The organism is Chryseobacterium sp. RU37D, assembly GCF_900156075.1.
In the GTDB taxonomy this organism is placed as follows: domain Bacteria; phylum Bacteroidota; class Bacteroidia; order Flavobacteriales; family Weeksellaceae; genus Chryseobacterium.
This window is the reverse complement of sequence record NZ_FTMM01000010.1, coordinates 64,766-77,681: the sequence shown is the minus strand read 5'-3', so window position 1 is coordinate 77,681 and position 12,916 is coordinate 64,766. Positions and strand designations below refer to the sequence as shown.

Genomic DNA, 12,916 nt, shown 5'->3' with positions numbered 1-12,916 from the left:
TAATTTAATTAAATCTCATATAAAAATCCCTAACTTTTATATAAGATAAACAATAAAATAATTATAGAACAACATATGAAAATATTAGTTTGTATAAGTAGTGTTCCGGATACTACTTCCAAAATTAACTTTACAGCGGATAAGTCTGCGTTCGACAAAAACGGAATTCAGTGGGTAATCAACCCGCTTGACGAATTTGCATTGACAAAAGCAATCAAATTGCAGGAATCTCATGGGGCAACCGTAACGGTAATCAACGTAGGTGATGCTGCCACAGAGCCAGTTGTAAGAAAAGCTTTGGCGATCGGGGCAAACGATGCGGTAAGAGTAAATCTTGATCCAAAAGACAGCTACTCAACGGCTAAAGAAATCGCTGCTGTAGCGCAGAATGGAGGGTATGATTTAATCCTTTGCGGTAAAGAATCTATCGATTACAACGGTGGATCTGTTCCGGGAATGGTCGCTCAATTGCTAAATCAGCCTTTCGTAAACGCATCTGTAGGTTTGGACGTAAACGGAGCTGAAGCTACTGCGGTAAGAGAAATTGAAGGAGGTAAAGAAACTATTTCTGTAAAATTACCGGCTGTAATAGCTGGTCAGAAAGGTTTGGTCGATGAAAAAGATCTTATTATTCCAAACATGAGAGGGATTATGTCTGCAAGAACTAAGCCTTTGCAAGTTGTAGAGCCTACTTCTTCTGAGGTAAAAGTTCAGGGGATTTCTTACGACAGTGTTCCTCCAAGAGCTGCTGTGAAATTGGTTTCTCCAGATAATTTGGATGAATTGGTAAGGTTACTTCACGAAGAAGCAAAAGTGATCTAATCTTTTAATCATTAAATCTTTTAATTTTTAAATTTAAACAAAATGGCAGTATTCGTATACGCAGAAAATATAAACGGAGTTTACAAAAAAGCGGCTTTTGAGGCGGTAGCTTATGCTAAAGCTATTGCAGACCAAGCCGGAGATACAGTAACGGCAATCTCCGTAAACCCTACAGATGCTTCAGATGTATTATACAAATATGGAGCATCCAATGTGATCAACATCAAAGACGAAGGTCTTAAAAGCTTCTCAGCTAAAGCTTATGCTCAGGCTGTAAGTGAAGTGGCAAACGGAAATATCATCGTTTTCCCTCATACAACAGATGCATCATCCATCGCTCCAATGCTGGCGATTATGAACGGACATTCTTTAATTACCAATGCTATTGCAGTGCCGGAAAGCCTTTCTCCATTTCAGGTAAAAAGAAAATCTTTCTCAGGAAAAGGCTTCATGCATGCAAAAGCTGAAGGGGCAGGAGTAATCGTTACAGTTTCTCAAAACGCTTTCGGGGTTAAAGAAAATATAGTTTCCGGTTCGGAAGAAGTGAAAAACTTATCGGTTGCTAATGAAGATACGAAAGTGATCTCTCACGAGCAAAGCTCAGGAAAACTAGACTTAAAAGAAGCTGAAATCGTAGTTTCTGCCGGTAGAGGGATGAAAGGCCCTGAAAACTGGGGAATGATCGAAGAATTAGCAAACGTTTTAGGCGCTGCTACAGCTTGTTCTAAGCCGGTTTCAGATATCGGATGGAGACCTCACACGGAGCACGTAGGGCAGACAGGTAAGGCGATTTCTCCCAATCTTTATGTTGCAGTAGGTATTTCAGGAGCTATCCAGCATTTAGCCGGAGTTAACTCTTCTAAAACGATCGTAGTAATCAACAGTGATGCCGAAGCTCCGTTCTTCAAGTCAGCTGATTATGGTGTGGTAGGAGATGCCTTCCAGATTATCCCTGCATTAACAGAAAAAATTAAAGCTATTAAAGCATAAAAAAGTGAATTGTAATTGTCAATTTGTTTTGTTCGTCAATTTTTTAGCATATATTAAATTAACTTTCGAACAAAATTGACAACAAAGTTAATTCATAATTCATATATGAAAGCCCCTTTTTGGGCTTTTATTTTTGTCTAAAAAGTAAAAAAAACATTGAAAAATTAATCTATATTTGTAGTTATGGATTATAAGCAGCTAATTATTCGCGGAATATCGTACAGCCAGACACAATCAGGAGCGTACGCCCTATTATTGGAACATGAAGAAACACATATTAAATTACCTGTTGTGATAGGAAATTTCGAGGCACAATCCATTTCCCTTGGCCTTGAAAAAGACATTCAGCCACCGCGACCTCTTACACATGACTTATTTACAAAATTTATTGTATCCGCCAATTATGAGTTGGTTTCTGTAATCATTTATCAGATTGTTGACGGTGTTTTCTTTTCTAATATTAACTTTAAAAATAAAGCTAATAATGAAGAGATGATTCTGGATGCAAGAACTTCCGATGCAGTGGCAATGGCAGTAAGGTTTGACGCTCCTATTTTCACAACCCAGCAGGTTCTCAATGAAGCGGGAATCCTTCTTGAGCTGGAAGATGTATCAAAGGAAGAACAATCATTTTCTGAAACCGTTCAGACGGAAGATAACCTGAAGTCTGTTTCTATGGAAGAGCTTCAGAAGCTGCTTGAGGAAGCTGTGAAGGAAGAGGATTACGACACAGCTTTGGAGATTCAGGAAGAAATTAAAAGAAGGAAAAAGAAAATTGATTAAAAGATATATTTAAATATATGAATTTAAAATTACGACTTACCATCCTCAGCTTCCTGCAGTTCTTCGTTTGGGGGGCATGGCTGATTACGATGGCTAATTTTTGGTTTGGTACAAAGCATTGGGACGGGGCACAGTTTGGGGCTGTTTTCGGGACAATGGGGATTGCATCTATCTTTATGCCGACTATTACAGGGATTATTGCTGACCGGTGGATCAATGCAGAGAGAATTTTTGCGGCTTTACATATCCTTTACGGGATCGTACTTTTCATTTTGCCACATTCTGCAGATCCTGATTCGTTTTTCTATGTGATGCTTTTGGCGATGTGTTTTTATATGCCTACAATTGCCCTGGCCAACTCAATTTCCTATACCATTCTTAAAAACAGTGATCTGGATGTGGTAAAAGACTTCCCACCAATCAGGGTTTGGGGAACTGTTGGTTTTATTGCTGCCATGTGGATTACCAACCTTACAGGAAGCAAAGCTACTGAGGGGCAATTTTATATTGCAGGCGGGATGGCAGTTTTCCTGGGAATTTACGCCCTTACATTACCAAAATGTCCTCCGCAAAAGCTTATTGATAAAAATGCACCTTTATCAGAACAATTAGGACTAAATGCATTCAAACTATTTAAAGATTATAAAACGGCTTTATTTTTCTTATTTTCCATGTTGTTGGGTGCTGCATTACAGTTAACAAATGCATATGGAGATGTTTTCTTAAGCGAATTTGAACATTTTCCAAAATATGCAGAATCATTCGTAGTTAAAAGGTCGACAATTATTATGTCAATTTCTCAGGTTTCGGAGACACTGTTTATCCTGGCTATTCCATTTTTCTTAAAAAAATTCGGGATAAAAAAAGTAATGCTGATGTCGATGATTGCCTGGGTATTGAGGTTTGGTTTCTTTGCATACGGTGTACCTGAGGGGTTTGGATTAAGCTTAATCATTCTTTCATGCATCGTATACGGGATGGCTTTCGATTTCTTTAATATTTCAGGTTCCCTTTTCGTGGAAACAACAACGGATAAGAAAATTCGATCTTCGGCTCAGGGGTTATTTATGATGATGACGAACGGCTTTGGAGCAGTTTTCGGAAGTTATGCCGCGGGCTGGGTGATTGATAAATTCTTTACTCGCAAATTTAACACAGCTTCATCATTGTCCACGTATCTGGAAACAACTCCTGATAATCATACATTCCTGAAAATTCTTAAAAAAAGCTTTAATTCTGCAGTAAATCCGGATGGAACTTTGTCAAATATCGTTATGATAAAAGACTGGCACAATATCTGGTTGTCTTTCGCAGCTTATGCGCTGATTCTGGCTGTTTTGTTTGCTGTTTTATTCAGGCATAAGCATAACCCGGCAGAAATTTCAGAAATAAAACATTAAAATATACATTGATAATTAATATATTAAATTGCACTTTCAAAAAAAGTGCAATTTTTTTTGTCTTTCAGGCAACCATTTGAAATATTTTCTGTCTTAGAGATAGAAATCGATACATGAAGAATTTAGAAGAGAATTTTAAACTGGCAAAAAAACAGGATCGAAAAGGGCAGAAGGCGCTTTACGAAATGTTTTCGGCAAAGATGCTGGCTGTCGCAAATTCTTACGTGAATAATCTACATGATGCGGAAGATATTATAATGAATTCTTTTTTTACATGCTTTTCAAAAATTGATGAATGCAGAGAGTGGAAGTGCTTCCCGTTTTGGCTGAGAAAAATTGTGGTCAATAATTCAATTAACTTCATCCAGAAAAGAAAAAATACTCTTTATACTAATGTTGAGGTGGAAGGAATAAGTAATATTGAGGAAGATTGGGATGAATTAGAAGAAATTGACATGAGCGAAATTTTTTCTAAAATGCCGGATGGATATAGGTTGATTTTTAACCTCTATGTATTTGAAGAGAAAAAGCATCATGAAATTGCAGAGATTCTTAATATTTCTGAAGGTACAAGCAAAAGCCAGCTTAGCAAATCTAAAAAATGGATCATAGATTTTTTAAAACAAAAAAAAGATGAAAAACAGTATGCTAAATAAATTGAAATCCAACTACGAAGAGCTCCAGATAAAGCCTTCTGTCGATCTTTGGAGCAGATTGGAAAACGAGTTGGATAAAAAAACTGAAATTGTATTAAAGCCGGCATTCCAGTGGTGGAGATATGCTGCCATTGTTTTGCTTTTTATTTCTGTTGGATCAATAATTTATTTTAAAGATAAAAATGAATTTAATTATAAAAAAAAGGATTATATGATGAAAAATGTTCTGGAAGAAACCGATATTCCTTTAAATCCGGAATTTGAAAGCATACCTTTTTCGGATAAAAAAGAAATAAAGTCTACCGACGAAAATAATATTGTTGTTTTTAAAGAAAATAAAACAAAAAAGGCAAAAACAGGAGAAAAACAAGAAATTATCCAAACCTATTACCCTGTAGAATATAAACTCTCTTTAGCAAATGAAAAAAATATAAATCTCAAAAACTCCTTGGATGCGGATATTATCCAGGAAAAAGATATTAACCAAATAATGGAAAAACCCATATTAGCTGAGAAAAATAAAGCAAACTATATCAGCGCGGATGAGTTGCTTTTAGGAAGAGAGTTTGATAAAACCCGCAAAAAATCAAACGAAAATGGGATAAAATTCGGAGTGTTTAATTTCGATAAACCTAAAGTAGAAAATGTGACGGTTTTAGGTGTAACTGTCTACATTGATTCTGAATAGAATTTCAAATTTTTTAATAAAAATTACTGATCATCTTGATGATCAGCGCAAAAATATTGTCTAAAATAATACAAAATAAATGAAAACAAAAATCGCTTTAATGACTGCTGTAATGGCATTCTCTTACATTTCTGCACAAGAAAATCCACATGAAAGTTCATCAATGAAAAATTATTCAAAAAAGATTGACAGCATAGTTATTTCAGAAAAAATGAAGATGAACAAAGAGTTTGATCAAGTTGATAAAAATTTTAAAGATAAAAAGATCAATATTGACGAAAAGCAAAAGCAAAGAACTGAAATAGCTTCAAAGTATGAACAAAGCATTAATGAGAAAATAGACGCTCAAAAATCTCAGCTGGAAGAAGCAACCCGATTAATGGTGAAGGAAGCTGTTCTCGACGAAAAAAATAATACAAAAAAAGGTAAAGACCAATTGATATTTGGTTTGGGAGGGATAAGCGTGAGAATGGATGCTGGCAAAAAAACACCCAAAGATTATCTTAAATCTATTGAATATTCTATAGCGCTGGTCGGTGCCGGATATACATCAAAAGATAAGCCCTTTAAATTTTTTGATAAAGATTCTGATGTAAAAAATACAATCTTTAATTCTTCAAGCTTCGTTATCAGATATGAAAACCAGCTTGGGGGCTTTATGAGTCCAGTATTTTACCGTGTGGGAGTCGGCTACCGATGGGATCAGTCTAAGCCAAAATATGACAGAGTTTTTTCGCAGGATAATAATGTATTGACAATAAAAGATTTTGCTAAAGGTAATTTGGAGGACACGCATCTAGACAATCACTATATTTTTGTACCAGTAGATTTCAGATTTGTTTTAAATCCTAAATACATTGATTATAAAGGTGTTAAGTATTTAGACAATAGAAAATGCCAGTTCAGTATTATTGCGGGAGTTTACGGTGGGGTGAGAATTGCGAGCAATATGTATAACCAGTATTATAATGAATTCGACAACAGTATCGTTGAAAGAGAAACGCTGACCCATGGCGTGAACGATTTCGTATTCGGTGGAAAGCTGGGGATCCGTTATGCAGGATTCAATTTGTATGTGCAGAAAGATTTTACCCCGACATTTAATAATAATACGAATCTTACACACAAATACGGACTGCAGATTGGCATCGAATTACTAAATGTTAATTTTTAAATTGATAACAATGTTTGCTTTATTTTATCAAATATTTTAATTTGTATTAAATATTTTATAGTATGTAATTAATTGATGTAAAAAATCTATTTTTAAAACACACTCAAATAAAGTGTTTTTTTTTTTGTATTTTGGCACTTTAGGAAATATGAAATATATTCAGCTATTAGGATTGTTATTAGTCGTTATAGGAAGTTTTCTGCCACTGGTGCATATTCCGGTTGTAGGAAACTGGAACTATTGGAAGGTAGATCATTACCTGGCTGGTATGTGTTGGGGCGGGGCAGTAGGAGTCTTATTGGGGATTGTGAATAACAATACAAAAATAGTGAAAATTTTTTCGATTCTTTTAATTCTCCTTTTCCTTTTCACTTTATTTGCCATCAAAGCTCAGGCTTTCCAATATTTCAGCTTTATGCCTTTTAAATTATGGCAGGAAAAGCTGGCTGCTATTGTAAAGATAAAATGGGGTTGGGGAGTAGAATTTCTAGGTGTTTTCATCATTCTATTTTTAAATAATAAAATAAAATCAGCACAGATATGAATTTTTTAAAAGTATTTTCAGTAGCAGTATTGTTTTTAGGTGTTTCTCAGCTAAATGCACAGAAAAAAGATACAAAAACAATTCAAAAGGAAGCTCCAAAGCAAAAGCCTGTGGACAACCCTACCAAATGTTCAAATATTAAGGAAGGGATTTTTTTAAGAACCAATTATCCTAAAAACCTGTGGTATATGACAGTGAAGGATAATGTACAGACAGAATATTATAATGAAGGTAAGGATTATATAAAATCCAGCATGGTTTTTATTGATGACTGCAATTATAAATTAATTGTAATCGAGAAAACAGATAAGGATAACACCATTAAAGTGGGAGATGTATACACCAATAAAGTGGTTGCAACCCAAGATAGTTACATTAAAATCCAGTCACAGTTTGATGGAACTACATCTTACCTCATTTTAGCAAAAGCAAAAGAAAACAAAAAATAGAAATAGAAGATAAAGCGGTAAGTTTATCTCAATTAAAATTAAGTATAACATGAAAGAAGTATTCATCGTTTCCGCAGTAAGAACTCCTATGGGAAGTTTTATGGGAAGCTTATCTACAGTTCCTGCTACAAAGTTGGGATCTGTTGCCGTGAAAGGCGCATTAGATAAAATTAACCTTGATCCTATGCAGGTTCAGGAAATCTATATGGGAAATGTTTTGCAGGCAGGGGAAGGACAGGCTCCGGCTCGTCAGGTGGCCCTTGGGGCAGGTCTTTCTATCGAAACACCCTCTACTACGGTAAACAAAGTTTGTGCTTCAGGAATGAAGGCTGTGACGATGGCAGTACAGGCCATCAAAGCTGGTGATTCAGAAGTGATCGTTGCCGGGGGTATGGAGAATATGTCTTCTGTTCCTCATTATTATAACGCAAGAAATGCAACTAAATTGGGTGATATAAAAATGTTGGACGGAATGGTTCTGGACGGACTTACAGACGTTTACAACAAAGTTCATATGGGAGTTTGTGCGGAGAAATGTGCGACAGATTATAATATTACAAGAGAAGAGCAAGATAATTTCGCAATCGAATCTTACAAAAGAGCTGCAAAAGCTTGGAGCGAAGGAAAATTTGTAGAAGAAGTTGTACCTGTATCAATTCCTCAAAGAAAAGGAGATCCGATCGTTTTCGCTGAAGATGAAGAATATAAGGCGGTAAATTTTGATAAAATCCCAACTCTTCCTACGGTATTCAAGAAGGAAGAAGGAACGGTAACAGCTGCAAACGCCTCTACTTTGAATGACGGTGCCTCCGCTTTAATTCTTGTTTCAAAAGAGAAAATGGAAGAATTGGGGCTTAAGCCATTGGCTAGAATAATTTCTTATGCTGATGCTGCTCAGGCTCCTGAAGATTTCACGACTGCACCTTCAAAAGCGTTACCAATCGCTCTTAAAAAAGCAGGTTTAGAGATATCAGATATAGATTTCTTCGAATTCAACGAGGCATTTTCTGTGGTAGGCCTAGCTAATAACAAAATCTTAGGACTAGATGCTTCTAAAGTGAATGTAAACGGTGGAGCAGTAGCTATTGGTCACCCACTGGGAAGTTCAGGTTCTAGAATTATCGTTACTTTGCTCAACGTATTGAAGCAAAACAATGGTAAATATGGTGCAGCAGCGATCTGTAACGGCGGCGGTGGTGCTTCTGCTATTGTTATCGAAAATATACAGTAATTGTTTTTAAAATAAAATTTTAAGAGGCCGTCTCAAAGTGAGGCGGCCTTTTTTTAAATTTTTATCAGGATAATTGTCCTATTTCAAAATTAATCATTGCGGACCGAAGGTGAAACAATCTCAATAATAAGAGAAAAGATTGCTTCGTCGCTACGCTTCTCGTAATGACAAAATTGATTGAAATACCTTTTCAATAAAAAACCATGATATTTTCAGGGAAAAAAGAATTTGTGTCATTACATTTTAAACAAAAAATCTGTGAATACAAAGATTTAAACTTTAATTTAACGAGAAATTTCTCCCAAACAAAATAAAAACCTTAGAATATTCAATGGTTTTTTTATTTTTGTGCTACTAATATTTATTTAAAATGTCTGAAATTGAGAATCAAAAACCTCAAAACATAAAGAATAACCCAAAAATCATGAAGGCCTGGGCGGTCTATGACTGGGCTAATTCTGTATATTCTCTGGTAATTACATCTACTATTTTTCCTATCTATTATTCCATTCTTACAACAGCATACGAAAAAAAGGAATATGTAGTGGAAACAAAATCCTGGATTGATGTTCCCGTAAGGCATATGATCAAGCTTTTCGGAATGGAATTTAATCCTGATGAAATGTATGGATATTCATTAACGCTGTCATTTTTGATCGTTGTTTTGCTTTCACCATTTTTATCTTCTCTTGCAGATACCATTGGTAACAAAAAATCTTTTCTGCAGTTTTTCTGTTATCTGGGAGCAACTTCTTGTATGGGGCTGGCAATGTTTACAGGAATGCACAACGTTTTTTTAGGATTATTATTTAGTATTACAGCGAGTGTAGGATTTTGGGGGAGTTTGGTGTTTTATAATTCATTTCTACCTGATATTGCTACACAAGACAAGCAGGATGCCCTTTCCGCAAAAGGATATGTTTATGGATATATTGGCTCTGTGGTTTTGGTTATCATCTGTTTATTACTAATTCAGGTTTTTGCTAAAGGTGCTGCCCAGCAGTTGTTATTCACAAGGATCAGTTTTCTTTTAACTGGGGCATGGTGGTTTGGATTTTCACAATATACATTTAAGCATTTACCGCAATTTGGGAATGTTAAAGATAAACTTCCAAAAGAATTAGTATTATTGAATTATAAAAACCTCTTTAAAAAACATGAAAATGAAGGTGGTTTTTTTGAAGTTTTAAAAGATAATTTAAGTTTTTATAAAGATATTGCGAAAGAAAGCTTCCATGAATTGTTCAAGGTAGGAGGTGAGCTGTTTAAGGATAGAAACCTTAAATATTTCCTTTCAAGCTTCTTTTTTTACAGCGTCGGGATGCAGACGATTTTCCTTATGGCTACCTTATTCGGGAAAAGTGAAATCAATCTGGCTCAGGACAAATTGATAGGAACACTTTTGGTGATTCAGATTGAAGCAATAATAGGAGCTGTGATCTTCTCGAAATTATCAAAAAGAATAGGAAACAAAAATGTAATTTCTATTGCAATCATTCTTTGGATGGTAGCATGTATCTGGGCTTTTTTCCTTAACAAAGAAAATCCTACAGTGGAATATCAGTTCTACGGAGTAGCTGCAGTTGTAGGGCTCGTAATGGGAGGCTTACAGGCAATGTCCAGATCTACTTATTCAAAGCTATTACCGGAAGATTCAATGGAAAATACTACGTATTTCAGTTTCTATGATGTATTGGAAAAACTGGCAGTTATTTTAGGAACTTTTATTTTTTCAACATTAATAGGGCAGTTTAATAATATGAGGTATGCTGCTTTATCAATGACTATATTTTTTGCTGCAGGGCTTATTTTAGTTCGATTTTTGAAACTTGCAGTTTATAAAAAGTAATTAATAATTTCAATAAAATTATGAGGCGCTATTTTAGCGTCTTTTTTTATTTAATAAGCCAAAGAATTACTGCTTCAGATAATATATTAGTTTCTTTAATTTTTGTATCAAAAATAACATTCTGCGCGATAATTGATTGAATCAGGAAGAAGCATAAAAATAATCTTAATTTTCTCATGATTGGTTTTGTATAAAATTAATGAAAAAACAATTGTTTGATTTAATTTTTTTCTTTAAAAAAATATTAATTTATTTATATTAATAAAATTTAATTATTATAATTAAAATATGATTATCATTTTTTTTTTATTATCTTTAATATAGAAACACAATTTTAAGATTATTTAAATGTCTGAATGGAGCTCGCTGTTAAAATCTTAGAATTCGGCGCGAATTTTGCTAATATTCAGCGGAATAATTTTAAATTTGCAAAAAAATTTATTTAATATAAAATGACAAACCCTTTATTTTACGCAAAAATTCTTTTGTTCGGAGAATACGGAATCATTGAAGATTCCCAAGGTTTGACATTGCCTTATAGCTTCTATAAAGGTACCCTCAAGTTCTCATCATTGGATTCCGAATTTGAAAAAAAGTCCAATGAGCATCTTACAAAATACGCAGTTTATCTACAAAATTTGGAGCTTCCGGAAGGTTTTGAGCTTAATGTTTCAAAATTTAAAGAAGAAATTGCTGAAGGATTATTTTTCGACAGCAATATCCCGCAAGGGTATGGTGTAGGTAGCTCCGGAGCTTTGGTAGCAGCCATTTTTGAGCGTTATTCTATTTCTAAGCATGAGTCTGAAAATATTTCGAAAGATGAATTAAAAAGCCTTAGAAAAGTTTTTGGATTGATGGAAAGCTATTTCCACGGAAAAAGCTCAGGAATTGACCCACTCATCTGCTATATGAATCTTCCAATCCTTATCGAAAACAGGGAAAGTGTAGACAAGGTAGCCATCCCGGAAAGTGAAGCCGGAAAAGGAGCAATTTTCCTGATAGATTCCGGAATGACAGGTGAAACAGGACCTATGGTTCAGATTTTCTTTGAAAAAATGAAAACGGAGGGTTTCAGAAAAACCCTGAAAGAAGAGTTTATCCGTTACAATAATGCCTGTATTGAGGCTTTCCTTAAAAAAGATATGAATCCTTTCTTCAGAAACCTTAAAAAGCTTTCGCATTGGGCCTATGAACATTTCCGTCCGATGATTCCTGAAAGCTTATTTAATGTCTGGAAAAAAGGGCTGGATTCTAATGCTTATTATTTAAAGCTTTGCGGAAGCGGCGGCGGCGGCTATATTTTAGGTTTCACTAAAGATTACGAAAAAGCAGAAAAAATGCTTGACGGCTTCCATAAAGAAGTGATTTACAGATTTTAATAAAGTTGAGAATGAATTCTGAAAAGGACGACTTTCAACAGAAAAATTATATCAAAAAATCTTTTTTTTACAGATTTTCACAATTTGTGGGCTTTCTCTTGGGAGCTCGCTTTTTTATTGCCATACTGCTTACTTTTGCATTATACGTTTCTACGTTTTTCCTTTTTAATCAGGATGAGACTTTCAGAAAATTTGTCTTTGATTTTAAAGTGCACGGGATCATTTTCTGTACGGTTCTTACCATTTTGGCAGGCGGAATTATCAATCAATTCTATGATTTTGAGAAAGATTATGTTGTAAAACCTTTTAGAACGAGGGTTCAGAGCTTTATCAAGCAGAAATATTTTTTATATGCCTATTTGGTTTTAAGTATAATCTCATTAGGCGTTGCGTGGATGATATCGCATAGGGTTTTTGTTTTTTTTGTTGTATATCAATTCTTTATGTGGTTTTACAGTCATAAGCTGAGCAGAATTTTAATTTTAAATAATCTCACTTTTGTCAGCCTCACCTTATATCCTTTTTTTGGAATGATGGTTTACTATGAAACCTTTTCAAAGAAAGTCCTTTTGATGGCTGTTTTCCTCTTTTTAATTCTTTTATGTATTGATATTGTGAAAGATACATTAACGAAAAGTGTGGATAAAGCCTTTGGATATACTACAATCCCAAATTATTTTAAAACCAAAAATTCTAAGATTATCATTATTTTTTTATTGGTAATTACTATGACGGTTTCCATAAAACTGATCCTCAGAACAGGAATTTCAGGATTTATGGCCTATTACTTTTCAGGCGGTTTGTTTGTATTTATCCTTTGTATTTATCTGCTTTTAAGTAGCTATAGAAGAGCTACATTTTTGATTCTTAACATTTTAAGGCTGTGGGTTTTTGTAGGAATAGTAGCAATGCTTTTAAATGGTCTGGAAGGTAAATTATAGAAAATTTTCC

13 protein-coding genes are annotated in these 12,916 nt (G+C 34.5%); all 13 read left to right on the top strand.

Translation table 11 applies throughout. The features are described 5' to 3' along the window. The first annotated feature begins 75 nt into the window (after positions 1–75). The 13 genes from BW926_RS06860 to BW926_RS06800 all read left to right on the top strand — a co-directional run bounded on the left by BW926_RS06860 (position 76) and on the right by BW926_RS06800 (position 12,906). Complete coding sequence (locus tag BW926_RS06860) at positions 76–822, top strand: electron transfer flavoprotein subunit beta/FixA family protein (RefSeq protein WP_076445487.1); 747 nt, start codon at positions 76–78, stop codon at positions 820–822. A 42-nt stretch (positions 823–864) separates the two neighbouring features. Then, positions 865–1,812: an electron transfer flavoprotein subunit alpha/FixB family protein gene (locus tag BW926_RS06855; RefSeq protein ID WP_076445485.1), complete on the top strand. Its 948-nt coding sequence runs from the start codon at positions 865–867 to the stop codon at positions 1,810–1,812. Between the two features lie 183 nt (positions 1,813–1,995). Next, complete coding sequence (locus tag BW926_RS06850) at positions 1,996–2,595, top strand: bifunctional nuclease family protein (RefSeq protein WP_076445483.1); 600 nt, start codon at positions 1,996–1,998, stop codon at positions 2,593–2,595. Between the two features lie 17 nt (positions 2,596–2,612). Beyond that, a complete protein-coding gene (locus BW926_RS06845; protein WP_076445481.1) occupies positions 2,613–3,995 on the top strand; it encodes a nucleoside permease in 1,383 nt (460 codons plus the stop codon). A gap of 113 nt (positions 3,996–4,108) precedes the next feature. Then, positions 4,109–4,651 (top strand): RNA polymerase sigma factor, encoded by a 543-nt coding sequence (locus BW926_RS06840; protein ID WP_076445479.1) that lies wholly within the window; start codon positions 4,109–4,111, stop codon positions 4,649–4,651. Then, a complete protein-coding gene (locus tag BW926_RS06835; RefSeq protein WP_076445477.1) occupies positions 4,629–5,339 on the top strand; it encodes a hypothetical protein in 711 nt (236 codons plus the stop codon). Before BW926_RS06840 ends, BW926_RS06835 begins: the two co-directional genes overlap by 23 nt. Before the next feature lie 79 nt (positions 5,340–5,418). Next, positions 5,419–6,513 (top strand): hypothetical protein, encoded by a 1,095-nt coding sequence (locus BW926_RS06830; protein ID WP_083672277.1) that lies wholly within the window; start codon positions 5,419–5,421, stop codon positions 6,511–6,513. A gap of 148 nt (positions 6,514–6,661) precedes the next feature. Continuing rightward, positions 6,662–7,057, top strand: a complete 396-nt coding sequence (locus BW926_RS06825; protein WP_076445475.1) for a hypothetical protein — start codon at positions 6,662–6,664, stop codon at positions 7,055–7,057. Next, positions 7,054–7,506 (top strand): hypothetical protein, encoded by a 453-nt coding sequence (locus BW926_RS06820; RefSeq protein ID WP_076445473.1) that lies wholly within the window; start codon positions 7,054–7,056, stop codon positions 7,504–7,506. Before BW926_RS06825 ends, BW926_RS06820 begins: the two co-directional genes overlap by 4 nt. 49 nt (positions 7,507–7,555) lie before the next feature. After that, a complete protein-coding gene (locus BW926_RS06815; RefSeq protein ID WP_076445471.1) occupies positions 7,556–8,737 on the top strand; it encodes an acetyl-CoA C-acyltransferase in 1,182 nt (393 codons plus the stop codon). 370 nt (positions 8,738–9,107) lie between these two features. Then, positions 9,108–10,586: an MFS transporter gene (locus BW926_RS06810; RefSeq protein ID WP_076445469.1), complete on the top strand. Its 1,479-nt coding sequence runs from the start codon at positions 9,108–9,110 to the stop codon at positions 10,584–10,586. Positions 10,587–11,038: 452 nt separating this feature from the next. Further along, the gene (locus BW926_RS06805) at positions 11,039–11,965 is read left to right on the top strand and encodes a mevalonate kinase family protein (RefSeq protein WP_076445467.1); all 927 of its coding nucleotides are present in this window, start codon (positions 11,039–11,041) and stop codon (positions 11,963–11,965) included. A gap of 11 nt (positions 11,966–11,976) precedes the next feature. Then, positions 11,977–12,906, top strand: coding sequence for a UbiA family prenyltransferase (locus BW926_RS06800; protein ID WP_076445465.1), 930 nt, complete (start codon positions 11,977–11,979; stop codon positions 12,904–12,906). Positions 12,907–12,916: the final 10 nt, after the last annotated feature.

Excerpts from the sequence above, each read along its gene's own strand:
- BW926_RS06820 (WP_076445473.1), top strand. The coding sequence starts at position 7,054 with ATGAATTTTTTAAAAGTATTTTCAGTAGCAGTATTGTTTTTAGGTGTT.
- BW926_RS06855 (WP_076445485.1), top strand. The coding sequence starts at position 865 with ATGGCAGTATTCGTATACGCAGAAAATATAAACGGAGTTTACAAAAAA.
- BW926_RS06805 (WP_076445467.1), top strand. The coding sequence starts at position 11,039 with ATGACAAACCCTTTATTTTACGCAAAAATTCTTTTGTTCGGAGAATAC.
- BW926_RS06840 (WP_076445479.1), top strand. The coding sequence starts at position 4,109 with ATGAAGAATTTAGAAGAGAATTTTAAACTGGCAAAAAAACAGGATCGA.
- BW926_RS06800 (WP_076445465.1), top strand. The coding sequence starts at position 11,977 with ATGAATTCTGAAAAGGACGACTTTCAACAGAAAAATTATATCAAAAAA.
- BW926_RS06835 (WP_076445477.1), top strand. The coding sequence starts at position 4,629 with ATGAAAAACAGTATGCTAAATAAATTGAAATCCAACTACGAAGAGCTC.
- BW926_RS06850 (WP_076445483.1), top strand. The coding sequence starts at position 1,996 with ATGGATTATAAGCAGCTAATTATTCGCGGAATATCGTACAGCCAGACA.
- BW926_RS06845 (WP_076445481.1), top strand. The coding sequence starts at position 2,613 with ATGAATTTAAAATTACGACTTACCATCCTCAGCTTCCTGCAGTTCTTC.
- BW926_RS06825 (WP_076445475.1), top strand. The coding sequence starts at position 6,662 with ATGAAATATATTCAGCTATTAGGATTGTTATTAGTCGTTATAGGAAGT.
- BW926_RS06860 (WP_076445487.1), top strand. The coding sequence starts at position 76 with ATGAAAATATTAGTTTGTATAAGTAGTGTTCCGGATACTACTTCCAAA.
- BW926_RS06830 (WP_083672277.1), top strand. The coding sequence starts at position 5,419 with ATGAAAACAAAAATCGCTTTAATGACTGCTGTAATGGCATTCTCTTAC.
- BW926_RS06815 (WP_076445471.1), top strand. The coding sequence starts at position 7,556 with ATGAAAGAAGTATTCATCGTTTCCGCAGTAAGAACTCCTATGGGAAGT.
- BW926_RS06810 (WP_076445469.1), top strand. The coding sequence starts at position 9,108 with ATGTCTGAAATTGAGAATCAAAAACCTCAAAACATAAAGAATAACCCA.